Annotated in this window: 25 protein-coding genes; 13 read left to right on the top strand and 12 right to left on the bottom strand. The window is 63.8% G+C overall.

Annotation, left to right across the window (positions count from 1 at the left end; translation table 11 throughout):
• The first annotated feature begins 71 nt into the window (after positions 1 to 71).
• On the top strand, positions 72 to 1,664 hold the full coding sequence (locus FGL95_RS12220) for a BCCT family transporter (RefSeq protein ID WP_169586966.1): 1,593 nt from the start codon (positions 72 to 74) through the stop codon (positions 1,662 to 1,664).
• A gap of 21 nt (positions 1,665 to 1,685) precedes the next feature.
• Here the strand turns inward: FGL95_RS12220 and FGL95_RS12215 are convergent, their stop codons facing one another.
• The gene (locus tag FGL95_RS12215) at positions 1,686 to 2,723 is read right to left on the bottom strand and encodes an LLM class flavin-dependent oxidoreductase (protein ID WP_169586964.1); all 1,038 of its coding nucleotides are present in this window, start codon (positions 2,721 to 2,723) and stop codon (positions 1,686 to 1,688) included.
• A 14-nt stretch (positions 2,724 to 2,737) separates the two neighbouring features.
• Complete coding sequence (locus FGL95_RS12210; RefSeq protein WP_169586961.1) at positions 2,738 to 3,340, bottom strand: TetR/AcrR family transcriptional regulator; 603 nt, start codon at positions 3,338 to 3,340, stop codon at positions 2,738 to 2,740.
• Between the two features lie 78 nt (positions 3,341 to 3,418).
• Between FGL95_RS12210 and FGL95_RS12205 the strand changes: the two genes are divergently transcribed.
• Positions 3,419 to 4,438 (top strand): crotonase/enoyl-CoA hydratase family protein, encoded by a 1,020-nt coding sequence (locus tag FGL95_RS12205; protein ID WP_169586959.1) that lies wholly within the window; start codon positions 3,419 to 3,421, stop codon positions 4,436 to 4,438.
• Between the two features lie 4 nt (positions 4,439 to 4,442).
• Here FGL95_RS12205 and FGL95_RS12200 read toward each other — a convergent pair whose 3' ends face one another.
• From FGL95_RS12200 to FGL95_RS12185, 4 genes are read right to left on the bottom strand one after another with little or no spacing between them, the layout of a single operon-like run.
• Positions 4,443 to 5,207, bottom strand: coding sequence for a PaaX family transcriptional regulator C-terminal domain-containing protein (locus FGL95_RS12200; RefSeq protein ID WP_338079827.1), 765 nt, complete (start codon positions 5,205 to 5,207; stop codon positions 4,443 to 4,445).
• Entirely contained in the window at positions 5,204 to 5,983 is a 780-nt protein-coding gene (locus FGL95_RS12195; RefSeq protein ID WP_169586955.1) for a crotonase/enoyl-CoA hydratase family protein, read from the bottom strand. The genes FGL95_RS12200 and FGL95_RS12195 overlap by 4 nt, the downstream gene beginning before the upstream one ends.
• Positions 5,980 to 7,614 carry an acyl-CoA dehydrogenase family protein gene (locus FGL95_RS12190; protein WP_169586953.1) on the bottom strand — a complete coding sequence of 545 codons (1,635 nt, stop codon included), beginning with the start codon at positions 7,612 to 7,614 and terminating at the stop codon, positions 5,980 to 5,982. Before FGL95_RS12190 ends, FGL95_RS12195 begins: the two co-directional genes overlap by 4 nt.
• Before the next feature lie 60 nt (positions 7,615 to 7,674).
• Positions 7,675 to 8,199 (bottom strand): PadR family transcriptional regulator, encoded by a 525-nt coding sequence (locus tag FGL95_RS12185; protein ID WP_169586951.1) that lies wholly within the window; start codon positions 8,197 to 8,199, stop codon positions 7,675 to 7,677.
• Between the two features lie 89 nt (positions 8,200 to 8,288).
• Between FGL95_RS12185 and FGL95_RS12180 the strand changes: the two genes are divergently transcribed.
• The 3 genes from FGL95_RS12180 to FGL95_RS12170 are packed head-to-tail and all read left to right on the top strand — an operon-like array spanning position 8,289 to position 10,466.
• Entirely contained in the window at positions 8,289 to 9,278 is a 990-nt protein-coding gene (locus FGL95_RS12180) for an NAD(P)H-dependent flavin oxidoreductase (protein ID WP_169586949.1), read from the top strand.
• Positions 9,279 to 9,280: 2 nt separating this feature from the next.
• Positions 9,281 to 10,060, top strand: a complete 780-nt coding sequence (locus FGL95_RS12175) for an SDR family NAD(P)-dependent oxidoreductase (RefSeq protein WP_169586947.1) — start codon at positions 9,281 to 9,283, stop codon at positions 10,058 to 10,060.
• A 13-nt stretch (positions 10,061 to 10,073) separates the two neighbouring features.
• A complete protein-coding gene (locus tag FGL95_RS12170; RefSeq protein WP_169586945.1) occupies positions 10,074 to 10,466 on the top strand; it encodes a PPOX class F420-dependent oxidoreductase in 393 nt (130 codons plus the stop codon).
• A 134-nt stretch (positions 10,467 to 10,600) separates the two neighbouring features.
• Here FGL95_RS12170 and FGL95_RS12165 read toward each other — a convergent pair whose 3' ends face one another.
• Positions 10,601 to 10,921, bottom strand: coding sequence for a GYD domain-containing protein (locus tag FGL95_RS12165; RefSeq protein WP_169586943.1), 321 nt, complete (start codon positions 10,919 to 10,921; stop codon positions 10,601 to 10,603).
• A 60-nt stretch (positions 10,922 to 10,981) separates the two neighbouring features.
• The gene (locus FGL95_RS12160) at positions 10,982 to 12,124 is read right to left on the bottom strand and encodes an acyl-CoA dehydrogenase family protein (protein WP_169586941.1); all 1,143 of its coding nucleotides are present in this window, start codon (positions 12,122 to 12,124) and stop codon (positions 10,982 to 10,984) included.
• A gap of 80 nt (positions 12,125 to 12,204) precedes the next feature.
• Here FGL95_RS12160 and FGL95_RS12155 point away from each other — a divergent pair, with 80 nt between their 5' ends.
• The 8 genes from FGL95_RS12155 to FGL95_RS12120 all read left to right on the top strand — a co-directional run bounded on the left by FGL95_RS12155 (position 12,205) and on the right by FGL95_RS12120 (position 19,755).
• Complete coding sequence (locus FGL95_RS12155; RefSeq protein ID WP_338079826.1) at positions 12,205 to 12,816, top strand: TetR/AcrR family transcriptional regulator; 612 nt, start codon at positions 12,205 to 12,207, stop codon at positions 12,814 to 12,816.
• A 180-nt stretch (positions 12,817 to 12,996) separates the two neighbouring features.
• A complete protein-coding gene (locus FGL95_RS12150) occupies positions 12,997 to 14,181 on the top strand; it encodes a lipid-transfer protein (RefSeq protein WP_169586939.1) in 1,185 nt (394 codons plus the stop codon).
• Between the two features lie 2 nt (positions 14,182 to 14,183).
• Entirely contained in the window at positions 14,184 to 14,594 is a 411-nt protein-coding gene (locus FGL95_RS12145; protein WP_169586937.1) for a MaoC family dehydratase N-terminal domain-containing protein, read from the top strand.
• Complete coding sequence (locus FGL95_RS12140) at positions 14,591 to 14,971, top strand: MaoC/PaaZ C-terminal domain-containing protein (protein ID WP_169586935.1); 381 nt, start codon at positions 14,591 to 14,593, stop codon at positions 14,969 to 14,971. Before FGL95_RS12145 ends, FGL95_RS12140 begins: the two co-directional genes overlap by 4 nt.
• A 47-nt stretch (positions 14,972 to 15,018) precedes the next feature.
• Complete coding sequence (locus FGL95_RS12135) at positions 15,019 to 15,849, top strand: SDR family NAD(P)-dependent oxidoreductase (RefSeq protein WP_206071739.1); 831 nt, start codon at positions 15,019 to 15,021, stop codon at positions 15,847 to 15,849.
• On the top strand, positions 15,849 to 16,988 hold the full coding sequence (locus tag FGL95_RS12130) for an acyl-CoA dehydrogenase family protein (protein ID WP_169586933.1): 1,140 nt from the start codon (positions 15,849 to 15,851) through the stop codon (positions 16,986 to 16,988). The genes FGL95_RS12135 and FGL95_RS12130 overlap by 1 nt, the downstream gene beginning before the upstream one ends.
• Positions 16,989 to 17,010: 22 nt before the next feature.
• Entirely contained in the window at positions 17,011 to 18,558 is a 1,548-nt protein-coding gene (locus FGL95_RS12125; RefSeq protein ID WP_169586931.1) for a long-chain-fatty-acid--CoA ligase, read from the top strand.
• A gap of 15 nt (positions 18,559 to 18,573) precedes the next feature.
• Entirely contained in the window at positions 18,574 to 19,755 is a 1,182-nt protein-coding gene (locus tag FGL95_RS12120; RefSeq protein ID WP_206071738.1) for a TetR/AcrR family transcriptional regulator, read from the top strand.
• 10 nt (positions 19,756 to 19,765) lie between these two features.
• Here the strand turns inward: FGL95_RS12120 and FGL95_RS12115 are convergent, their stop codons facing one another.
• From FGL95_RS12115 to FGL95_RS12100, 4 genes are read right to left on the bottom strand one after another with little or no spacing between them, the layout of a single operon-like run.
• Positions 19,766 to 20,185, bottom strand: a complete 420-nt coding sequence (locus FGL95_RS12115; RefSeq protein WP_169586929.1) for an Ig-like domain-containing protein — start codon at positions 20,183 to 20,185, stop codon at positions 19,766 to 19,768.
• 18 nt (positions 20,186 to 20,203) lie between these two features.
• A complete protein-coding gene (locus FGL95_RS12110) occupies positions 20,204 to 21,388 on the bottom strand; it encodes a 4-hydroxybenzoate 3-monooxygenase (protein ID WP_169587096.1) in 1,185 nt (394 codons plus the stop codon).
• Positions 21,388 to 21,771: a 4-carboxymuconolactone decarboxylase gene (gene pcaC / locus FGL95_RS12105; protein WP_169586927.1), complete on the bottom strand. Its 384-nt coding sequence runs from the start codon at positions 21,769 to 21,771 to the stop codon at positions 21,388 to 21,390. Before pcaC ends, FGL95_RS12110 begins: the two co-directional genes overlap by 1 nt.
• On the bottom strand, positions 21,768 to 22,964 hold the full coding sequence (locus FGL95_RS12100) for a lyase family protein (protein WP_169586925.1): 1,197 nt from the start codon (positions 22,962 to 22,964) through the stop codon (positions 21,768 to 21,770). Before FGL95_RS12100 ends, pcaC begins: the two co-directional genes overlap by 4 nt.

Raw genomic sequence — 22,964 nt, 5'->3', positions numbered from 1 at the left:
TTTGCCGTTCGGCTGGTCGGGGCATTCGAGGATGGCGTACGTTTGTGAGCCAGGTAAAGGACGTGGGAACCATGGCGATCGACGATGATCTGGCTCTGCCCGCTTCCCCGACCGCGAGCGCTGAGCGCGACCACCGCGTCGGTACCGATCGACTCGTATTCGGTGTCACCGCCGTTCTCGCGGCAGCCATTCTCGTCTGGGGTCTCGTCTGGCCGGACAGTCTGAAAAGCATTTCGACCAGCACCTTGAATTGGCTCGTCGCCAATTTGGGCTGGTTGTTCGTCCTCGCCGCGTCCGGTTTCGTGCTGTTCGCACTGTGGTTAGCCGTCAGTCGATTCGGACGCATTCCACTCGGCAAAGACGGTGAGAAGCCGGAGTTCAACACCGTCAGTTGGATCGCGATGATGTTCAGCGCCGGCATGGGGATCGGGCTGATGTTCTACGGCGTCAGTGAGCCACTGACACACTTCGTCACCCCACCGCCTGGTACAGAGGCCGGCATCGGAACGGCAATGGCGACGACGATGTTCCATTGGAGCCTGCATCCATGGTCGATGTACGCAGTCGTCGGCCTGTCCATCGCGTACGGCACGTACCGGATGGATCGAAAGCAGTTGATCAGTTCCGCGTTCATTCCGCTGCTCGGCAGAAAGCGCACCGAGGGACCGATCGGCAAGATCATCGACATTCTGGCGATCTTCGCGACGATGTTCGGCACTGCCGCGTCGCTAGGTCTCGGCGCACTCCAGATCGGTTCCGGAGTTGAGGTCATCGGCTGGATGGAAACCGCGGGCACGCTGTTGTTGGTTGCCGTGGTGGCGATCCTGACCCTCGCATTCGTCGCGTCGGCAGTATCCGGCGTTGCCAAGGGAATCCAGTGGCTCTCGAACACGAACATGGTCCTCGCGCTGATCCTTGCGATCTTCGTCTTCGTCTGCGGACCCACCGTCTTGATTCTCAATCTGATTCCTACGGCCCTCGGCGACTACGCGGCCCAGATCACCGGGATGTCGGCACGCACCGCGGCGGCCGGCGATGCCGACACAGCCAAATGGCTGTCGTCGTGGACGATCTTCTACTGGGCATGGTGGATCTCGTGGACCCCGTTCGTCGGCATGTTCCTCGCTCGAATCAGCCGCGGTCGCACGATTCGGGAGTTCGTGATCGGCGTGATCCTGGTACCGAGCGTGGTCAGCCTGCTGTGGTTCTCGATTTTCGGTGGCGCCGCTATTGCGCAGCAACGGGACGGTACCGACCTTGCCGGCCGTGGCACTCCGGAATCGCAACTGTTCGGGATGCTCGACAACCTTCCGCTCGCGGGCGTTGCGTCGTTCGTGGTCATGCTGTTGGTCGCGATCTTCTTCGTCTCCGGCGCAGACGCAGCATCGATGGTGATGGGGACCCTGTCGCAGCGGGGAACCCTGGAGCCGTCGCGGTGGGTGGTGGTGTTCTGGGGCACCCTGACCGGCGGAATCGCTGCGTTGTTGTTGTGGACTGGCGGCTCGGACGCCCTGAGCGGATTGCAAACGATGACGATCATCGCCGCCGCACCCTTCGCGGCGGTGATGATCGGGTTGTGCGTTTCGCTCTACCGCGACCTGAGCAGCGACCCACTCATCGTCGAGGGTCTACGTCGACGACGAGAACGCGAACAAGCCAGGTAACCACCACCCTCTCGTGAGGGGCTACACCCGTTGAGCCTCCGGCTTGTTGGCCGGATTCCAGCCGAGCGCCGGTGCAACGTGGCTGGCGAATGCTTCCAACACGTGCAAGTTGAAGTCGACGCCGAGTGCCACCGGAATGGTGAGCATCAGCGTGTCTGCCGACATGACGGCGGCGTCGGCGCGCAGTTGCTCGATGAGTACGTCCGGTTCGGCGGCGTAGGTCTTGCCGAATGTCGAGCGGTAGCCGTCGATGATCCCCACTTGATCGGAGTTGGTGGATCCGAAGTACGCGCGGTCGAGATCGTTGATCAGCGGGAATACGCTGCGGCTGACCGACACTCGCGGTGTGCCGGGATGTCCGGCCGCGTCCCACGCAGCGCGGAAACGAGCGATCTGATCGGCTTGCAGATCGGCGAACGGGATGCCTGCGTCCTCGGTGAGCAGCGTGGACGACATCAAGTTCACGCCCTGACGGCCCGCCCATTCCGCGGTTTCGCGGGTCGCCGAACCCCACCAGATCCGGCTCTTCAGCCCCGGTGACAGCGGTCTGATCGGTTGCAGCCGATCGGTGCCGGTCATCTGTGGGTCGCCGGGCGCGATGCCCTCGCCGTCGATGGCTGCGAGGAAGAGTTCGAACTTCTCGCGCGCAATATCTGCGCCTCTGGGGTCTTTGCTCCCGGTGTAGCCGAACGATTCATAGCCTCGCACGACGGTCTCGGGCGATCCACGGCTGATTCCGAGGGCAATACGCTGGTCGGCGATGAGGTCCAACGACGCAGCCTCTTCTGCCAGGTACAGCGGGTTTTCGTAGCGCAGGTCGATGACTCCTGTACCGACCTCGATGTGTTTGGTGCGCGCCGCGATTGCGGCCAGCAAAGTCATCGGTGCGGACTGTTGCCGGGCGAAGTGGTGAACTCGGAAGTAGGCGCCGTTGACGCCGAGTTCGTCGGCGCGCACCGACAGGTCGATGGCTTGGTGCAGCGACGCGTGAGCGTCGACGACCTTCGACCCGCGACCTGGCCCATAGTTTCCGAACGACAGGAACCCGAATTTGTCCATGCGTAGTTGAACCTTCAATCAGCCTTCGGCATTCCCAGCACTGCTTTGACTGCCAGCGCACAGTTCTGGAGCGCGACGGCCGCCGACTTGTCGGACGCGCCGGCAAGCCGGCCCATCGCGACTCCGCGAATCATCGTGATGGTGAGATCGCGAACCACCGGGTACCGCGGGTGAGCCAGGGTGACCGACCCGAAGAGGTCGTCGACGACGCGATGGAGGTCGCGGCCGGCCTTGCGTTCGGCGGTGAGTAGGACTGCGGCGAGGTCCGCGTCGGTGCGAGCCGCCGCCCACAATTCGAATTCCGCCTGGGCCGGCGGGCGGGTCATGGTGTCGTGCAGCGCCGTCAGCGCGCGCTCGACCGGGTCGGCGGCGGCACCGATCTTCTCCGCGGATTCACGCGCCGCGACCTCGTTCAATTGGACGAGGTTGGCGACCAGCGCCTCGGTCAGCTCTCGCATGGTCGGGAAATGATGCAACAACGCTCCCCTGCTCAGGCCCGCCGCCTGCTGGACCGACACGGTCGTGAGCGCGGAATACCCCTGCTCGACAAGCAGATTCGTCGCGACGTCGAGGATGCGGGCACGGGTGGCCTGCTTCTGATCGGCCCGCGTCGTCATGCCGAGAAGAGTTTCACAGTCACTATTGACTGTCAATGGGTCGATGGGTCAAGCTGCAGAAGACGAAGGGAAACGACGATGTCCGACGAGCAATCGCATGCAGGAACCCGCCCCGCAGGTTGGTACGACAACTGGACCGAGGTCCCGGACTCACCATGGAACGGCAGGCCAGAACCCGACTACGACTACGACTACCCGACCCTGACGTACGAACGAGACGGACGGATCGCCCGAATAACGTTCAACCGCCCGGAGAAGGGCAATTCGATCACCCCCGACACTCCGCGGGACCTCACACACGCGGTCGAGCGGGCCGATTTGGACCCACGTGTGCACGTGATTTTGGTCAGCGGTCGCGGTAAAGGGTTCTGCGGCGGCTACGACCTGGACATCTTCGCGGAGAAAGGCTTCAACACCGGCGACGGACCCGACGAAGTCTCCGGCACCGTGCTGGACCCGGTGGTCAACGCCGTCAACCACAATCCCTGGGGCACATGGGATCCGATGATCGACTACGCGATGATGAGCCGCTTCAACAAAGGCTTCTCCAGCCTGCTGCACGCGAGCAAACCAACCGTCGCGAAGCTGCACGGTTTCGCCATCGCCGGTGGCACCGACATTGCGCTGTTCAGCGACCAGATCATCTGCGCCGACGACACCAAGATCGGCTATCCGCCCACCCGCACCTGGGGCATCCCCGCTGCCGGAATGTGGGCCCACCGTCTCGGTGACGCACGAGCCAAGCGCCTGCTCTTCACCGGCGACAGCATCAGCGGCAAGCAGGCCGAGGAATGGGGACTTGCAGTGGAGTCGTGCCCCGCAGATGAACTCGACGACCGCACCGAGGCGCTGGTCGGGCGGATCGCCCGGATGCCGGTCAACCAATTGATGATGGCCAAGCTGGCTCTGAACTCGGCGCTGCTGTCTCAAGGTGTCGCGAACTCGGGCATGATCAGCACTGTCTTCGACGGCATCTCCCGCCACACACGCGAGGGCTATGCCTTCCAATTACGAGCCGCCACAGTCGGTTTCCGGGAAGCGGTCCGCGAGCGGGACGAACCGTACGGCGATTACAAACGCGCCCAGTTCGACCGCTGAGCCGTTACCCCTCGTTGTAGAAGCTGCGGCCGAGGTGCGCTTCGGTGAGAGTGGCGAACTCTCGCCGGAAGCGGTCGTAGCTTTCCCGCATGCGCGGTCCGGGCCAGTCGGCGTCCGACAACTCGGCGGGCAGCAACGGGTCGTCCAGAAGATGGCGGATGATCGCCGCGGCAATCTCGAATCGGTCGGCGAGGGTTTCCGCGGTGGCCATCTCGGTCAGCAAACGCTCACCGAGGTCGGCCCACTCTTGCGGTGCGAAAAGCTCGTCTGCCAGCGCACGCGCGTTGGCGACCGGCGTCGCCGTGAATACGGTGGACCGCTCGGTGACGTGGTCCGGCAGCGCGATGTCGAGGTTGTTCGGTCGGGTCCACGCGCCGTCGCGAAGTTCGCGAAACCGCAATTGACGCAACGTCTCCCGCAGCGACACCCGTTCCGGCGCCGCTTCGCCCGTGCGGGTGACGATCACCATCGTCCATTGACCGCTCCAGGCGAGCACGTGTGGATGGTGCGCCTCTTCCTGCCGTGCCTGCCTACGGCGGAGCCGCTCGGAAAGCCGGTAGTAGCCGTCGGACCGCTCGAGGTCCCCAGCAGCAACCATTCGGGTGAGGGCGACTCGCACAGCCGATTCCTGCAGTCCGACGAGCGCAGCCAGCGCGAGAATTTCACCGGCCTTCGCTTCGGCCGGCGCACCGAGGAACGCGCTGAGGATGATGGAGCGAGCGGTCAGCCGCCGCGGCTGCGCCGAGTCTCCCGCTGCTGCTGTCGTCACCCCGAGCCGTGCTCTGCGAAGTTGCCGTGGCGACCGAGGCCGGAAGCGAATCGACCTGCCCCCGTGACCACGTCGGGCAGCGAGTTCATTCCGTGCCGCCATTCGTTCTCGATTGCCGGGGCGAGCGCCAGACCGTACTGCTCGTAGCTCGAGAGGCGATCGCCACGCATGCAGACTTGCGGAAATTCGATCAGCTGCTCAGCCAGCTCGATTGCCTCGTCGAGCGCCCGGCCAGGTGCGCTGATCCGATTCGCCAACCCCATCTGCTTGGCCTCGGCCGCATCCACCGGACGGCCGGTCAGGATCATGTCCAGCGCGTGCGAGTGGCCGATCAAGCGCGGCAAACGGACCGTGCCGCCGTCGATGAGCGGAACGCCCCAGCGGCGGCAGTACACCCCGAAAACCGCGCCTGGATCTGCGACGCGGAGGTCCGCCCAGATGGCGAGTTCGAGACCGCCTGCAACGGCGAAGCCGTCGACCGCGGCGATGACTGGCTTGCCGAGCAGTAATCTTGTCGGCCCCATCCCGGCGGGGCCGTCCTCGCCGGGCTGCGCGATCTTGATGTCGCCGCGGGCGACGGCCTTGAGATCGGCTCCGGCACAGAAGTTTCCGCCTGCGCCGTGGAACACGGCGACGGCGGCGTCCTCGTCGGCGTCGAAGGCCTCGAATGCCTCCGTGAGCGCGAACGCGTGGTGATGGTCGACCGCATTGCGGACTTCAGGACGGTCGATCGTGATGATCGTGACCTTGCCGCGTCGCTCGACGCGAATGCTCATGCGGTCTCTTTCAGCGTCGCGCGGTCGATGATGGTGCCGGTGTCGATGCCGGTCGGCAGTGCGCCGAACACATCGCCCCAATCCCCTCCGAGCCGGGTGGACGTATAGGCGTCGGCGACGGCCGAGTTGCCGTAGCGGACCAGCAGCGATCCCTGCAAGACCTTGGCCATCATTCCAATCACCGACCGTGCCCGGTACTGGAGAGTGTCGAAGTCGCCGAATTGCGATTCCAGCGATGCGATCGCCCGATCCAGGTTCTTGTCACTGCCAGTAGCCTGCTTGACGTCGTCGAGGAACACCGTCAGCGTCTGCGGTTGCTTGGCCATCGCTCGTAGGACGTCGAGCGCCGCTACGTTCCCGGAGCCTTCCCAAACCGACGGCAGCGGCGCCTCGCGATACAGCCGAGGCATGCGTGATTCCTCGACATAGCCGTTCCCACCCAGGCATTCCAGTGCCTCTGCGGCGAACGCCGGACCTCGTTTGCAGATGTAGTACTTGCTCACCGCAAGTCCGATCCGGCGCAGCGTCGCGGCGTGTTCGTCGCCGCTGACAGCGCGGTCGGTGAGGTCGGCGAGCCAGAGAGTGGTGGTGGTCGCGCCTTCGGCCTCGGTCGCGAGATCGGCGAGCACATTGCGCATGAGCGGCTGGTCGATCAGGTACGCGCCGAACGCTTTTCGCTGACTCGCGTGGACGAGCGCCTGCTGCAGACCCACTCGCATCAGCGTTGCAGAGGCAAGCGCGCAGTCCAGGCGCGTCATGTTGACCATCTCGATGATGGTCGGCACGCCGCGTCCCTCTTCGCCGACCAACCAGCCGACCGTGTTGTCGTACTCGACCTCGCTGGAGGCGTTCGAGTGGTTGCCCAACTTGTCCTTGAGCCGCTGCAACCGGAAGGTGTTGCGCGTGCCGTCGGGCAAGACGCGCGGGATGAAGAAGCACGTCACGCCTGCGTCGGTCTGGGCGAGGGTGAGGAAGAAGTCGCACATCGGCGCAGAGGTGAACCATTTGTGCCCGGTGATCCGGTAGGAACCGTCGGGCTGAAGAACGGCGCGAGTGGTGTTGGCACGTACATCCGAGCCGCCCTGCTTCTCGGTCATCGACATACCCGCGAGCAACGAGCGCTTGGACGCCATCGGCGCAAGCACGGGGTCGTAGCCGCGAGCCGTCAATTGCGGTTCGTACTGGGCCGCCAGCTCGGGATTGTGCCGCAACGCGGGCACGACGGCGTAGGTCATGCTGATCGGACACATGTGCCCGGCGTCGGCTTGGCCCCAGGTCAGGAACTTCGCCGCGCGCGCGAGGTGCGGGTGCGGCTCGGGATCGGCCCACGCAGCACCATGCAAGCCCAGGTCGGTGGCGTGCCGCATCAGCTGGTGATATGCCGGGTCGTACACAACCTCATCGATACGGTGCCCGTAGCGATCGAAGGTTTTCAATACCGGCGGGTGCTCCTCGGCAAGGTCGCCGAGTTCGAGTGCGGCAGCACTCGCGCCCAACTCGCCCGCAGCGCGCACCTCCTCGAACCGCGCCGACGCGCCCGCCCGCGCGAGGGCCTCCGCGATCGGCGGGTATTGGGCTGGATTCAGGCCGGTCGGCTGGATCGCCTGGTTGAACACTTCGTGTGTCGACATAGGTCCAGAATTACAGATACCGATCATTTGCACAAGACATGTAATGCCGAGGTTTCGTGCTTACTCAAGGGTCTCGATTGCATCGGTGAGCCAGTCGATCCAGAAGACCTCGAGGCCGATGCCCGCCCGAAGGACCACGTGTTGCAGCGCCGCTTCGGCGGTCGAGCTTTCAGCGAAATCACGCTTTTCGATTTCGCGGTAATGCGCTAGCTGGCGGCGGTGGAGCTCGAGGTGGCGGGTCAGTTCAGCTACCAGACCCACCCCTCCTACCGTCGCCGCCGCGCGGATCTTGAGAAGCAACGGATCGCGCATCGGCCGCGGATCGGTTTCCTCCGCCACCCACCGCTCGAGTTCGGCGCGACCAGCGGGCAGCACGTCGAAGGTCTTCCGCTGCCCTTGGGCCACGACGTCGCCTTCGCGCGCCCGAATGAAACCAGCCTGCTCGAGCTTGCCGAGCTCGCGATAGATCTGCTGATGAGTCGCGGACCAGAAGTACCCGATCGACTTGTCGAAGCGCCGGGCGAGGCCGAGCCCTGAAGAGGGCTTCTCGATCAACGCAGTGAGAATCGCGTGCGGGAGAGACATGTCACCATCTTATGCAACTTATTGCAAAAGAACAGACTTCCCCATAATCTGGCGTCACCTCACCGAATCGCCGCAACCGAAGGATCCCGATGGCTCTCCCTCCCACTCTCGCGACCAAGCTCACGTTGCCCGTCGTCGCATCGCCGCTGTTCATCTGCTCGGGCCCCGAGCTGGTCATTGCCCAGTGCCAAGCCGGCGTCATCGGATCGTTTCCCGCCCTGAATGCGCGGCCGTCGTCGCTGTTGTCGGACTGGCTCGACCGCATCTCCGAGGAGAACGCGGCGTACGCGCTCGCGAATCCCGATGCGGTCGTCGCACCGTTCGCCGTCAACCAGATCGTGCACCGATCCAACGACCGGCTCGAACACGACATGGCCGTGATCGTGGAGCACAAGGTGCCGATCGTCATCACCTCGCTCGGAGCACGCCCCGAGATCAACGACGCCGTGCACTCCTACGGCGGAATCGTGCTGCACGACGTCATCAGCGACGAGTTCGCGCGCAAGGCGATCGCCAAGGGCGCCGACGGCATCATCGCGGTCAGCACGGGCGCCGGCGGTCATGCCGGTACACAGTCGCCCTTCGCTCTCGTGCAGGAAATTCGGGACTGGTTCGACGGACCCATCTTGCTGTCGGGCGCAATCGCCCATGGCCGGTCCATCCTGGCTGCCCTTGCGGCTGGAGCCGATCTTGCCTACGTCGGTTCGGCCTTCATCTCTACCGTCGAAGCCAACGCGGATCCCGGCTACAAGAAGATGATCGTCGACTCCGCCGCCAAAGACATCGTCTACAGCAACCTCTTCACGGGCGTGCACGGAAACTACTTGCGCGGCAGCATTACTGCCGCTGGCTTGAACCCCGACGAACTTCCTGAATCCGACGCGTCGGCGATGAACTTCGGTTCGAGCGCCCTCAGCGGAGCGAAGGCGTGGAAGGACATTTGGGGCGCAGGTCAAGGCATCGGCGCGGTCAAGGACAACCTCACGGTTGCGGACCTGGTTGCGACCTTCAAGGCCCAGTACGACGAGGCCATCCAGGCGTTGGACACCAAGACCGGAATCAACGCACTAGCGTCGTAGTCATGAAGATCGACGGATCGACGGTGCTGCTCACGGGCGCCACCGGTGGGATCGGGCATGCAATTGCGCGACGACTCCATGCCGAGGGCGCGAACCTGATCCTGACCGGCCGCAAGGCCGCGGTACTTGCTCCCCTGGCGGCGGAGCTCGGCGCCCGCAGCATCGTCGCCGACCTCGGCGACCCCGCATCATTGGATGCGCTTCTCGCCGAGGCAGGTCCGATCGATCTTCTCGTCGCCAACGCCGCGCTTCCGGGTGTCGGCCTGCTGGCCGACATGCCGATCGAACGAGTGGATGCGAACCTCGACGTCAATCTGCGGGCGCCGATCATGCTCACCCGAGCACTGCTCCCGCAGATGACCGCACGCCGAAGCGGGCACCTCGTATTCATCGGGTCGCTCTCCGGCATCGTCGCCTCGCCCGGAAGCACGCTCTACAACGCAACCAAGTTCGGTCTGCGCGGCTTCACCGACGCGCTGCGCCAGGACTTACACGGAACCGGCGTGAGCGCGTCGATCGTCGAACCCGGGTTCGTGCGCGATGCGGGGATGTTCGTGAAGAGTGGGATGGAGGTTCCCCGCGGCACTCGGACCGTCACCCCGGAGCAGGTCGCGGCAGGAGTGGTCAAGGCGATCGTCAAAGATAAAGGCGAGATCGTCGTCGCGCCGCCCGAACTCCGGCTCGGAGCACGCTTCGGCTCGTTGTTCCCCGGTATCAATGCGTCTATTCAGCGCCGAGCGGGCGCGGCCGACATCGTGGGCGGCCACGCCGGTGGCGATTGACCATAATGGCCCCATGACGAATTCTTCGGACTGGGACACGGTCGGCAAGGCCAACTACGTGTCGTTCACGAGCTACCGCAAAGACGGGAGCCCGGTGGCCACTCCAATCTGGATTGCACCGTCCGACGGCAAGCTCTACTTCTTCTCCGACACCGACGCCTACAAGGTGAAGCGCATCCGCCGGAACCCGGCCGTGACGTTGCAGGCGTCCAACATTCGAGGGAAAGTCACGCCCGGTTCCCCGGTCGTCGAAGGCAAAGCCCGCGTGCTCGAGTTCGACGACAGTCCGCGCGTGCGCAAGATCATCAACCGCAAGTACTGGCTGATGGGGCGGCTCGGCGAAATCGGGGCTCGGTTCACACGCAGCCCACAGGCATCGATCGCGATCGAAATCTCACCATCATGAACGTCTCAGCGATCAGGAACGCCGAGCGGAAACACGTGATCTGCGACCTCGTCGACTAACCCCCTCGTGAGTCTTTTTGGAGTCCATAGACTCCGAAAAGACTCACGAGGGTCAAAGGTGCCAAGGGCCCGAAGCTATGCCCCCGGCGCTCGATACTCCGCCGAGCGGGCGACCGCCTCGTCCAGTTGCTCGGGAGTCAGCAGCGTCACCGATTCCGAGCGCGCCGCACCCGATGCCGTGGTTTGCAGAGCCAGCGTCGCAGCAGCCACGTCGTCGGGAACCGTGCCGATGACGAACAAGTCATGAGCACCGAGGCCGAAGTAGCAGGCTTCGACCGTGCCGCCGACACTTTCGACCATGCGCGCGATCGCCGCGCGCCGCGCGGTGCCACCCTCCGCCAGGAGCCCTTGCGCTCCCTCGACCGAATACGACACTTGCCACAGGTACCTCGGCATAACGACCTCCTGATGGGCGACTCGAATTGCGTGCCCAGATCATCATGCCGCCGTACAGACCTATAAGCCGAGAGTCTTGGCGATGATGTCTCGCTGGATTTCGCTGGTGCCGCCGACGATGGTGCCTGCAAGGCTTGCGCGGACGAGTTCTTCCATGCCGGACTCGACGGAGTAGCCCATCCCACCCATCATCTGAACACCTTCCAGCGCAGCGTGCTTGGCGAGTTCGGTCGCCTTCAGCTTCACCATCGACGCTTCCTTCGGCAGCAGTGCTGCCGGGTTCTCGTCGACGCGCTGAGCGACGTCGTAGGTGAGCAAACGGGTGGCCTCGAGTTCCGTGGCGAGATCCGCGAGGCGCTGCGACAGCGCCTGGAAGGAACCGATCGGCTTGCCGAACTGCTTGCGCTCCTTGACGTAGGCAAGCGTCTCCTCGAACGCGCGCTGTGCGATGCCGAGGAACATCGCGCCGATGATCACGCGCTCGATGTTGAGCCCAGCGATGAGCTGCAGCCAGCCCTGACCTTCGGTGCCGACGAGGCGGTCCGCACCTACGAAGCAGTCGGTGAGGAAGACATCGTTGACCTCTGCGCCGACCATCGTCTCGATCTGGCGGGTTTCCATGCCTTTGGTACCGGTCGGGATGGAGAACATCGAGATGCCCTCATGCTTCGCGCCGGTGTTGGACGTGCGCGCGACCACCAGGATGTGGTCGGCGAGGTGGGCTGTGGAGCACCACGTCTTCTGCCCGTTCAGCACGTAACCGCCGTCGACCTTCTCGGCCTTGCAGGTCAGCGACGCAACGTCGGAACCGGAACCGGGCTCGGACATCGCGATCGAGGTCGGGGTGCCGGTGACGACGCCGCCGAGCACCTCCTTCTTCATGTCCTCGCTCGCGAACTTCAGGTACGAGTGCGCAACGATCAACGTGACCGGGAAGCTGGACACCGGCGCGCGACCGCGCGACATCGCCTCTACGAACAGGATTGCGTCGAACAATCCCCCACCGGAACCGCCGTACTCCTCCGGAATCGACAGCCCCAGGAAGCCCAGGTCGGCCATCTTCTTTGCGATCTCGGCGCTATGGACTTCTTTGCCACCGTCGGTGAGCGCGAGGCGCTGTTCGCGCGTATCGCATTCCTTCTTGCAGAAATCCCGGACCGTCTTGACGAGACTTTTCTGCTCGTCGGTCAACCGAAGACTCATGAAACACCTCATTGCATGCATCGTTGAATGTAATTGCGTGTACGCTAACACGCATTTACGTGCACTGCTACACTAGCGCGGTGACCAGCGGCAACATGCCACCGAACAAGCATCAAGAGAAGAGCCTGCGCACGCGCGCGCTCCTTCTCGATGCCGCGATCGACAGCCTCGTCGACGTCGGATACGGCAAGGCGTCGATCGCCGACATCGCAGCCCGGGCAGGTGTCACGCGGGGCGCGCAGGTGCACCACTTCCGCACTCGCACCGAGCTTTTCGCTCACGTGATAGAGCATCTGGCGGAACGCCAGACGGAGGCGGTCCAGGATCGTGCCGCCGCGCTGCCGCCCTCGACAACCCCCGCGGAGATCGTCGTCGAGCTGGTGTCGGCGGCGTTCTCGGGCGAACTGGGCAAGGCATCGATGGAGCTGTTCACCTCGGTCGGCGGCGAAGACGACTTACGCGACAACATGCTGCGCGCGCAGCGCGAACTGACAAACGGGCTGCTGGAAACCTGCGCCCGCCTGATCGGATCCGATGTGGCCACGGACAGGCTGGAAACGACGTTCTGGCTGACGATCAATCTCGTTCGCGGCACGACCATCGACGAGATGTTGCGTGGCGCCGATCGCCGGCGAAAGTTGATGCTCGCCGAATGGACAAGCCTCGCCGCCGTCTCGCTGCGAAGCCCATAGCGAAAGCACAACTGCCATTGCATCAATGGCAGCGCCCTGAGCACATATGTGAAGTTCGTCTAGCTACAGCTCGTCTTCTGCCCACACTCATGATCAGTCATTTTGCACTTCTTCTTGCCATTTGCTCCCGCGTGCGTTTGACTAAGTGAACAGTCACTAGTCACCGATGATAGGAATGACATGAGCGAACGCACAGTCGTCGCAGGCGTGGGGATGATTCCCTTCACAACGCCGAGGAACACCGAGCCCTACAACGTGATGGGTGAGGCAGCGGCGCGCAACGCGCTCGCAGACGCCGGAATCGACTACTCCCTCGTCCAGCAGGCCTATGTCGGCTATGTGTACGGCGACTCGACGTCGGGGCAATCCGCGTTGTACGGGCTGGGCCTGAGTGGAATCCCGATCATCAACGTCAACAACAACTGTTCGACGGGCTCGTCGGCGCTGTACCTGGCACGCCAGGCCGTGGCGTCGGGTGCTGTCGATTGCGCGCTCGCCCTCGGGTTCGAGCAGATGCAGCGCGGAGCGCTGGCCATGGGCTACACGGACCGGCCGAGCCCGTTCGCGCGGTTCGACGAGGTCATGGACGAGCTCCAGCCTCGCACCGAAGCGCCGTTCGCCGCGCAGATGTTCGGTGGCGCCGGCCAGCAGTACATGGAGAAGTACGGCACCGCGCCCGAGACCTTTGCCCGCATCTCGGTCAAGTCCCGCCTGCATGCGGCGAACAACCCGTACTCGGTATTCAAGGATCCGACTTCGGTCGAGGAAGTCATGGCTTCGCCGCACCTCCACGGACCGTTGACTCGCCTCCAGGCCTGCCCGCCCACCTGCGGCGCGGCGGCAGCGGTGATCTGCTCCGAGGAATTCGCTCGCAAGCACGGACTCGACGTCGCTGTGGTCATCAGCGCTCAAGCAATGACAACCGACTTCGCCTCGACGTTCGAGGACAAAGACATGATGAAGATCGTCGGCTACGACATGGCCAAGGCTGCTGCCGACCAGGTCTACGCCGCTTCAGGCGTGTCGCCCGAAGACATCCGGGTCGTCGAGTTGCACGACTGCTTCACGGCCAACGAGCTCATCACCTACGAAGGCCTCGGCCTCACGCCGGAGGGCACCGCCGAGAAGTTCATCCTCGACGGCGACAACACCTACGGCGGCCGCGTTGTCACCAACCCGTCGGGCGGACTCCTTTCGAAGGGCCACCCGCTCGGTGCGACCGGACTTGCACAGTGCGCCGAGCTGGTGTGGCAGCTGCGTGGCCAGGCAGAAGCCCGTCAGGTCGAAGGCGTGAAGGTGGCCTTGCAGCACAACATCGGGCTCGGCGGAGCTGCTGTCGTGACCCTCTACGAGAAGGTGAGCTGAGCATGGCTATCGACCCCTCTGTCATCGGAACAGAGCTGGCGCCAACCACTTTGACCGTCGACGAAGGCCGGCTGCGTTTCTTCGCGAAGGCTATCGGCGACAAGGTCGACGCCGACCTTCGGGTGCCGCCGACGTTCCTGTTCTCTATCGAACTGGAGAACCCGAACCCGTTCGGCTGGGCCAACCAACTCGGCATCGACCTGCGCTTTGTGCTCCACGGCGAGCAGGCCTTCACCTACCACCAGCCTGCCTACGCCGGGGACGTGCTCACCGCGACGCCGAAGATCACCGACGTCTACAGCAAGAAGGGCGGCGCGCTCGACTTCATCGTCAAAGAAACCGCTGTGACGAAAGCCGACGGCTCGCTCGTCGCCGACCTGAAAACCGTTATCGTCGTGAGGAATCCGAAATGAATGTCGGAACAGAGCCTCCAGCCCTGAAGATCTCGCCTATCTCCCGCACGACGCTGGCGCTGTTCGCAGGTGCGTCGGGCGACCACAATCCGATGCACATCGACATCGACGTGGCGAAGTCAGCCGGCCTGGACGACGTGTTCGCCCACGGCATGCTGTCGATGGCCTACTTGGGCCGACTGCTGACCGACAACTTCGATTCGGCGGCCATCCGCTCGTACCGCGTGCGGTTCGCATCCATCACGCCGGTCCATGGCAAGCCGACCGCCACCGGCAAGGTCGTCTCGGTCGAGAACGGCCTCGCCACACTGGAACTCACCGTCACGCTCGCCGACGGCACCGTCACACTCACCGGCGACGCAGTCGTCGCACTGTGACATTCCCCCTTCGCTTCGCTCGCCCCAATTGAAAGGCATTGAAAATCATGGGAACTCTTGATGGCAAGGTCGCCATTGTCTCCGGCTCCGGCCGCGGTATCGGACGCGAAATCGCATTGAAGCTCGCCTCCGAGGGCGCGAAGGTCGTTGTCAACGATCTCGACGCCGAACCTGCCAAGGAAACGGTCGCGGCAATCGAGGCCGCAGGCGGCAGCGCAGTAGCGTGCACCGGCAGCGTGACCGAGGACGGCTTTGCCGAGCGCTTCGTTGCCGCTGCCGTCGACAACTTCGGTGGGCTCGACATCATCGTCAACAACGCCGGCTACACCTGGGACTCGGTGGTCCAGAAGATGACCGACGAGCAGTGGGACGCAATCCTGGACGTGCACCTCAAGGCGCCGTTCAAGATTCTGCGCGCCGCGCAGCCGGTGATTGCCGCCGCGGTGAAGAAGGCCAGGGAAGCAGGCGAGCCGATCCCGGCACGCAAGGTCGTCAACATCTCGTCGATGGCTGGCACGGGCGGCAATGCGGGACAGGCGAATTACTCGTCCGCCAAGGCCGGCGTACTCGGCCTCACCAAGGCACTCTCCAAGGAATGGGGCCGGTACAACGTCACCGTGAACGCGGTTGCGTTCGGCCTCATCAAGACTCGGCTCACCTCGGCTCCTGCCGGTGGCGACGGCACGATCGACGTGCAGGGCAAAGAGATCAAGGTCGGGGTCAATCCGAACTTACTCGCCGCGATGGAACAGATGATCCCACTCGGCCGCGGTGGCGAGCCGTCCGAAGCAGCAGGCGCCGTCTACCTGTTCTGCATCCCTGAATCCGATTACGTCAGTGGCCAGACCCTGATCTGTGGCGGAGGGTTCAACTTCTGATGTATCGCTCCCCGTGGATCGACGACGAGATCGTGGCATTGCAAGAGATGGCGACGAAATTCTTCGAAGCCGAGCTGATGCCACACCAGGAGAGGTTCGCCGATCAGAAGTACGTCGATCGCGAATTCTGGAACAAGGCAGGCGAATTGGGCCTACTTTGCGCCTCGATCCCCGAGGAGTACGGAGGCGGGGGAGGAACGCACGCGCACGACTTCGCCGTCTTCGACGCCCAATACCGTTTGGGTGATACCAGTTTCGGCAACATGGTGCACAGCGGCCTTGTTGCGCATTACATCCTGGCTTACGGCACCGAAGAACAGAGGCTGCGCTGGTTGCCGAAGATGGCAACCGGCGAGCTGGTCGGCGCCATCGCAATGACCGAGCCCGGCGCCGGATCGGATCTGAAGGCGTTGCGCACCACTGCTGTTCGTGACGGCGACAACTATGTGATCAACGGTTCGAAGACCTTCATCTCGAACGGCAAGCACGCCGGCCTCGTCGTCGTCGTTGCCAAGACCGATCCGTCGGCAGGCGCCAAGGGCATCTCGCTCATAGTCGTCGAGACCGAGGGCACCGACGGTTACGAGGTCGGCCGCCTGCTCGACAAGGTCGGTATGAAGGGGCAGGACACCGCCGAGATGTCCTTCACCGACGTACGTGTGCCGGTCGGCGACCTACTGGGCGCAGAGAACAAGGGCTTCGGCTACTTGATGAAACAACTGGCGCACGAACGCCTCGTGGTCGCCGTATGCGCTGCTGCCGCCAGCGAAGCTGCCGTGGCGCTGACCGTCGCATATACAAAGGAGCGCAAGGCCTTCGGCGCGCCGTTGTTCGAGATGCAGAACACTCGGTTCCAACTCGCCGAATGCGCGACGCTGGCGAACGTCTCGCGAGTATTCGTCGACAGCTGCATCGAACGACACCTGCGCGGTGAACTCGATGGTGCAACTGCGTCGATGGCCAAGTCGTACACCACTGACATTCAAGGCCAGGTCGTCGACAAGTGCGTACAGCTCTTCGGCGGCTATGGGTACATGCTCGAGTATCCGATCGCACGAATGTATGCAGATGCTCGCGTTCAGCGAATCTACGCCGGCGCGAACGAAGTCATGAAAGAACTGATCGCGCGCTCGTTGTAGCGCCCGACAAAGGAAGAAGTCGATGTACCTGACTCAATCGCTGCACCGCAATCTGCAACAGAATCCCGACCGAATCGCGACGATCTACGGAGATCGGGTCCGGACCGTCGCCGAATCCGCCGACCGCATCGCCCGACTCGGTGGTGCCCTCCTCGACCTGGGCGTGCAGCCGGGCGACAGGGTCGGCATCCTCGCCCTGAACTCGGACCGCTACCACGAATACCTGTACGCAGTGCCGTGGATCGGCGCTGCGGTGAATCCGGTCAACATCCGGTGGAGCCCAGCCGAAATTGCCTACTCCCTCAAGGATTCCGACACGAAAATCCTCCTCGTCGACGATACGTTCGCGAAAGCTGTGCCAGCACTGCACGCCGCATTCGACGGGTTGAAGACCGTGATCTTCATCGGTGACGGTCCGGCGCCCGACGGCGCGTTGCTCTACGAAGACTTGATTTCCAGCAACGACCCAGTCCCGGATACCCGCACCGGCGGCGACACCCTGCTCGGGGTCTTCTACACCGGCGGTACCACCGGTCACCCCAAGGGCGTCATGCTCAGCCACAACAACATGGTTACCTCTGCACTCGGGACCTTGGCGACATCGAACATCATGACGGCGGGCGGGCGCCTGCTGCACGCCGCGCCGATGTTCCACCTTGCCGACCTCGCGTTTTGGACGAGCGGCAACCTCGCAGGCACGACGCATGTGATCATCCCGATGTTCACGCCTGCGGGCGTCATGAAGGCGATCGAACAGCACCAGGCCACCGATGCCCTGCTCGTGCCGACAATGATCCAGATGCTCGTCGACGATCCGCAGGTTGCCAACCACGACCTGTCCAGCCTTCGGAACGTGCTGTACGGCGCATCACCGATTTCCGTCGCGGTGCTCGATCGCGCCAGGAAGGCGTTTCCTTCGGCGAGTTTCACGCAGGCCTACGGGATGACCGAGCTCTCCCCGGTCGCGACGCTGTTGTCGGCCGTCGACCACGACAACCCCGCGTTACGTCGCGCCGCGGGCAAGGCTGCCGCGCATGTCGAGGTCAAGATCGTGGATCCCGACGACAACGAGGTGCCGCGCGGCGAGGTCGGCGAAGTGGTTGCGCGCGGCGACAACGTCATGCTCGGCTATTGGAACCGACCGGAGGACACCGCCGCTGCGATCCGCGACGGTTGGATGCACACCGGCGACGGTGGCCGGATGGACGAGAACGGCTATGTGTTCATCGTCGATCGCATCAAGGACATGATCATCACCGGTGGTGAGAACGTGTACAGCGCCGAAGTCGAGAACGCGCTCGCCCAGCATCAAGCAGTCGCGGCATGCGCGGTCATCGGCGTGCCGGATCCGCAGTGGGGCGAGCGGGTACACGCAGTTGTCGTACTGCAGCCCGGACAAACGGTGATCGAAGACGAACTGCGTGAGCACTGCAAGACGTTGATCGCCAACTACAAGGTTCCACGCAGCGCGGCGTTCGTCGATGCGCTCCCGATGTCAGGTGCTGGCAAGATCCTCAAGCGAGAACTTCGCGAACAGCACTGGGCCGGCACCGGCAGCAACGTGTCCTGAGCAGAGGAATGGATTTTGACCCAGCCCGACGTGGTTCGCCCGGCCCGTAATACGAGGCCGGCGAATAGACGTGAGCTGATCGTGGCGGCAGCGGCGGACCTGTTCTATCGCAACGGCTACACCGACGTGGCGATGAGCGATGTCGCCGACGCCGTCGCGATCGGCCCGTCCGCCCTCTACCGGCACTTCCGTGGCAAGCAGAGTCTGCTTGCCACGGTGGTCCGCGAGGCCCTGGTCAAAGTCGACGACGCAATACTCACCGCTGCAGCCGACGCCGAGTCGGTCGATGTGGCAACCAGCCTCGCGGCCGTGGTCATCGAGCACCGCGGGGTCGGGGTGTTGTGGCGGCGCGAGGCACGTCACCTTTCCGCCGACGACCGGACTGCGTTTCGGTCCGAGGCGCGAAACATCGGTGCGCATCTGGCGGAAATCATCGCCCGACGGCGGCCCGAACTCGATGCCGCCCAGGCTGACCTCCTCTCCTGGTGCGCGCTCGCCGTCGCGAACAGCGTGTCGTTCCACAGTCTCTCGCTGCCAGAGCCGGACTTCACGGCGCTGGTATCGCAGCTGATCTCGTCGGTCCTCGACGCGGCAGCCCCTGATCTCGGCGAGAGCGTTGCCAGACCACGGGATGTCGTCGCACTCACGACGACGTCTCGCCGCGAAGCCATCCTGGTGGCCGCGACCGAGCTCTTTGCGCGACAAGGCTTCGCAGGCGTGAGCATGGACGACATCGGCGGCGCTGTCGGCATCGCCGGCCCCAGCGTCTACAACCATTTCGACGCAAAGTCGGACATCCTCGCTGCGGCGATGTTTCGCGGAGACGAGTGGCTGCGCATGGCGATGACCGAGGCGTTCGCACAAGCATCCGACCCGGCCGACGGACTGGAGCGCCTACTCCGCAGCTACAGCCGATTCGTCTTCGACAACCCGCACCTCGTGCAGAATCTGGTCTCGGAAACCGGGCACCTGCCCGACGTAGAGCGGCAACGCGCAGTGGCTGCACAGCTCAGCTACATCACCGAGTGGGTGCAACTGCTGCGCCGGGTGCACCCAGGCTACGACCCGATCCGCGCACGAATTCGAGTCCAGGCGGCGCAGACGATGCTCAACGACGTGGCGCTGGTTAAGCATCTACGAAAGCACTCTGCGATCGAATCCGCTTCTGCTGGAATCGCTCTAGAACTGCTGACCTAGGACTGCACGCTCAGAACGGCACGCAGGCGGAGCCCAGGTTGATCGCGTTGGCAACGTTGACGACGACTCTCGCCCCCGAACTGGTCCATGCCTCTTGATCGTTGTTGTTGAAGCCCGTGTAGAACGCGACCAACTCATGGCTGCCGGCCTGGGCCGCGATCGGTGTCCAGGTGACACTCGCTTTCCCACTTTTGAGCGTCGGTTGACCGAGGTCGACGGAGTCGTCCAAATAGAAGCGGACCTGGCCGGCGTCGATTGGCGGCGGAGTGGACGTGACCGTGGCGGTCAGCGTGACAGTGCAACCAACCCCGACGGTTCCGGAAATCGCGAGGCTCGTCGCAGTTTGGTAGACCGGAACCGCGGCAGCGGAAGGCGCTCCGACGATGAGGACAGCGACTGCGGCGGCGGGAACAAATGCGGCGCGAAACATGCCAGCAAGTATGCACGACTACCCGCGCGGCCACCCCGTGTACGCCTCGGCGAGGTAGCGGGATCCTGCCTCCGATCCGACGACGGAACGTAGTTCGCCCAGTTGCCGTTGAACGTCGAAATCGCTTGCACCGGCAGCACTGTGCAACATGGTCGTCATCCAGTACGAGAAGTGCTGAGCCTTCCAGACTCGGTCCAGCGCCCGACCGGTGTAGTGGTCGAGAGCTTCGGCGTCGTTCTTCAGGACGGCGTGTTCGAGCGTTTCGGCGAGAACGCGAACGTCGGCGAGTGCGAGGTTGAGACCTTTGGCGCCAGTGGGCGGGACGGTGTGCGCAGCATCGCCGGCGAGGAGCATGTTGCCGTACCGCATCGGCTCCTGGACGAAACTACGGAACGGCAGCACCGTCCTTTCCAGGATCTTGCCTTCGGCGAGTCGGAAGCCGTCTTCCCCGGCAAGCCTGCGCTGCAGTTCGTCCCAGATGCGGTCGTCGGACCACTGATCGACGTCTTCGGTTGCGTCGCACTGGAAATACATCCGTTGCACGGTGTCGGTGCGTTGACTGATCAATGCGAACCCGTGGTCCGACCGGGTGTAGATCAGTTCCTCAGCGCTGCGCGGCGCTTCGGCGAGAATGCCGAACCACGCGAACGGATACTCGCGAAAGTATTGCTTACGTTGCTCTTCCGGCACTTCGCGCCGACAGATGCTGCGGGACCCGTCGGCGCCGACGAGGTGTGTGCAGCGAATCTCCTGCCGGACACCGTCAGCATCGGTGAACCGAATTCCCGGGGCCGAGCTGGTGACGTCGACGACTTGTGTGTCGGTCACGCCGAAGCGGACATCACCGCCGTCACGGGATCGTGCGTTAGCTAGATCGATGAAGACGTCCGTTTGGGGGTAGAGCCACGTCGATGCGCCGACCAACCCTTGGAAGTCGATGCGGTGACTCGTTCCGCCGAAGCGGAGGTCGATCCCTTTGTGCTCGTGTCCGTCGGTGAGGACGCGATCCGAGACACCGGAGTCCACAAGGAGTCGAACGCTGTCGCGTTCGAGTATGCCTGCTCGATGCGTGTGCTCGATCTCGGTGCGTGTGCGCGTATCGATCGCGATGGAGTCGATGCCGGACAGCGCCAGCAAATGCGACAACATCAGTCCGGCTGGTCCAGCGCCGACGATCCCGACAGTGGTCCGGGTGATAGGCATCATGATTGGGTGTCCTTCGCGAGAACGGTTGCAGCCACAGCGAACCCGTGATTCGCCGCTGGTACGCCGCAATAGATTGCCGATTGCAGGATGATTTCGCCGATCTCGTCGTGCGTGAGTCCGTTGCGCACCGCGGCAGCGATGTGTAGTTCGAATTCGGACCAATGCCCTTGTGCAAGAAGTGCGGTCAAGGTGATAGCACTGCGCATCCGTCGATCGAGGCCTGGCCTGGTCCAGACCTCACCCCACGCACAGCGCGTGATGAACGACTGAAAGTCAGCGGTGAAGGCGGTTTTCCGCTCTTCCGCTCGATCCACGTGCGCATCGCCGAGAACCTCTCGCCGCGTCCGCATCCCAGCGTCGTGCCGTTCTTCGTCGTTCATGTCGTAGCCCCTCGTTCGAAGCGGTCGAGTATGCGGTCGGCGAACTCGGCACTCGAGCCGAGATACGTGGCGGGGTTGTCGTCACCGGTACCGCGCTCGGCAAGGAGTGAGTCGGCCACGGCAGTCGCGCGCTGCGTCATCACGTCGGTGTGAATGTCCAATCCAGAGACCAGCTCTCGCGCTTGACTGGCTGCAATCACCGTGAGTTCGATGAGTGTGCGCAGCGCGTTCCACTCCGAATGCCATGCGCCGTCGGGCCGTTCGTCGACGGCTTGCGCTGCAGCGAGGTGTAGTTGTGCGCCCAACTGTGGGGCTTGCAGTGCCGCATTACGGACGAGGACGCCGAGGACGGGATTGCGTTTCTGCGGCATCGTGGACGATCCCCCACGCCCATCGACGACACCTTCGCTGAGCTCGCCGACCTCCGGACGACCGAGCTGGACGGTGTCGCTGGCGATCACACCGAGCGCGTCGCATGTGCTGACCAACGCATGCCCAATCCCGGTGATCGGTGTTCGGGTGGTATGCCATGGCGTTCCAGGGTCGCGGAGGTCGAGCGTGTCGGCAAAAGCACGCACCAGCGCTAGGGGTTCATCGGTCAACTCCCCCGCCAGAGCGAGGGTCCCGGCTGCACCGCCACATTGGACGGGTAGCCGGGCGGCACTGAGCCGCACAAGTTCGAGCGCATCGAGTAAGCCCGAAAGCCATTGTGCGGCTTTGAGCCCGAACGTGATCGGCACGGCGTACTGCGTGAGCGTCCGGCCAGCCATCACCGTATTTCGATGGGCACGAACGAGATTCGCTAGGTCCGTTGCTGTGCCCCGCAGATCGTCCTCGATCCGGACGAACGCCGCACGCGAAAGCAATACGAGTGCGGTGTCCAGCACGTCCTGACTGGTCAGGCCTCGATGCACCAGCGCGGCGGCCGACGAGTCGGTGACCGCGGCACGCAGACCCTTCACCAATGCGACGACCGGATTTCCAGTGGCTTCGGCGTCGACGACGAGCTGAGCGACATCGGGCTGCCATTGTTTCGCTGCGTCGGCAACGATCTCGGCCTGCTCCCGACTCGCGACCCCGACACTCACGAGCGCGTCGAACCACGCCACCTCCACCTGCAGCATTGCGGCGACCAAGGCGTGATCGTCGATCAACCCCTCGGCGCGATGGCTACCCGGGCGCAGTAGATCCAT

The sequence above is a fragment of the Antrihabitans stalactiti genome, from assembly GCF_012932915.1.
GTDB lineage: Bacteria > Actinomycetota > Actinomycetes > Mycobacteriales > Mycobacteriaceae > Antrihabitans > Antrihabitans stalactiti.
Note: the sequence above shows the minus strand (reverse complement) of the source record. Positions and strands in the feature narration are given on the sequence as shown.

What these genes read in the sequence shown, in the direction of transcription:
- FGL95_RS12220 (WP_169586966.1), top strand. Translation starts at nt 72, where the DNA reads ATGGCGATCGACGATGATCTGGCTCTGCCCGCTTCCCCGACCGCGAGC.
- FGL95_RS12215 (WP_169586964.1), bottom strand. Translation starts at nt 2,723, where the DNA reads ATGGACAAATTCGGGTTCCTGTCGTTCGGAAACTATGGGCCAGGTCGC.
- FGL95_RS12210 (WP_169586961.1), bottom strand. Translation starts at nt 3,340, where the DNA reads ATGACGACGCGGGCCGATCAGAAGCAGGCCACCCGTGCCCGCATCCTC.
- FGL95_RS12205 (WP_169586959.1), top strand. Translation starts at nt 3,419, where the DNA reads ATGTCCGACGAGCAATCGCATGCAGGAACCCGCCCCGCAGGTTGGTAC.
- FGL95_RS12195 (WP_169586955.1), bottom strand. Translation starts at nt 5,983, where the DNA reads ATGAGCATTCGCGTCGAGCGACGCGGCAAGGTCACGATCATCACGATC.
- FGL95_RS12190 (WP_169586953.1), bottom strand. Translation starts at nt 7,614, where the DNA reads ATGTCGACACACGAAGTGTTCAACCAGGCGATCCAGCCGACCGGCCTG.
- FGL95_RS12185 (WP_169586951.1), bottom strand. Translation starts at nt 8,199, where the DNA reads ATGTCTCTCCCGCACGCGATTCTCACTGCGTTGATCGAGAAGCCCTCT.
- FGL95_RS12180 (WP_169586949.1), top strand. Translation starts at nt 8,289, where the DNA reads ATGGCTCTCCCTCCCACTCTCGCGACCAAGCTCACGTTGCCCGTCGTC.
- FGL95_RS12175 (WP_169586947.1), top strand. Translation starts at nt 9,281, where the DNA reads ATGAAGATCGACGGATCGACGGTGCTGCTCACGGGCGCCACCGGTGGG.
- FGL95_RS12170 (WP_169586945.1), top strand. Translation starts at nt 10,074, where the DNA reads ATGACGAATTCTTCGGACTGGGACACGGTCGGCAAGGCCAACTACGTG.
- FGL95_RS12165 (WP_169586943.1), bottom strand. Translation starts at nt 10,921, where the DNA reads ATGCCGAGGTACCTGTGGCAAGTGTCGTATTCGGTCGAGGGAGCGCAA.
- FGL95_RS12160 (WP_169586941.1), bottom strand. Translation starts at nt 12,124, where the DNA reads ATGAGTCTTCGGTTGACCGACGAGCAGAAAAGTCTCGTCAAGACGGTC.
- FGL95_RS12150 (WP_169586939.1), top strand. Translation starts at nt 12,997, where the DNA reads ATGAGCGAACGCACAGTCGTCGCAGGCGTGGGGATGATTCCCTTCACA.
- FGL95_RS12145 (WP_169586937.1), top strand. Translation starts at nt 14,184, where the DNA reads ATGGCTATCGACCCCTCTGTCATCGGAACAGAGCTGGCGCCAACCACT.
- FGL95_RS12140 (WP_169586935.1), top strand. Translation starts at nt 14,591, where the DNA reads ATGAATGTCGGAACAGAGCCTCCAGCCCTGAAGATCTCGCCTATCTCC.
- FGL95_RS12135 (WP_206071739.1), top strand. Translation starts at nt 15,019, where the DNA reads ATGGGAACTCTTGATGGCAAGGTCGCCATTGTCTCCGGCTCCGGCCGC.
- FGL95_RS12130 (WP_169586933.1), top strand. Translation starts at nt 15,849, where the DNA reads ATGTATCGCTCCCCGTGGATCGACGACGAGATCGTGGCATTGCAAGAG.
- FGL95_RS12125 (WP_169586931.1), top strand. Translation starts at nt 17,011, where the DNA reads ATGTACCTGACTCAATCGCTGCACCGCAATCTGCAACAGAATCCCGAC.
- FGL95_RS12115 (WP_169586929.1), bottom strand. Translation starts at nt 20,185, where the DNA reads ATGTTTCGCGCCGCATTTGTTCCCGCCGCCGCAGTCGCTGTCCTCATC.
- FGL95_RS12110 (WP_169587096.1), bottom strand. Translation starts at nt 21,388, where the DNA reads ATGCCTATCACCCGGACCACTGTCGGGATCGTCGGCGCTGGACCAGCC.
- pcaC (WP_169586927.1), bottom strand. Translation starts at nt 21,771, where the DNA reads ATGAACGACGAAGAACGGCACGACGCTGGGATGCGGACGCGGCGAGAG.
- FGL95_RS12100 (WP_169586925.1), bottom strand. Translation starts at nt 22,964, where the DNA reads ATGGATCTACTGCGCCCGGGTAGCCATCGCGCCGAGGGGTTGATCGAC.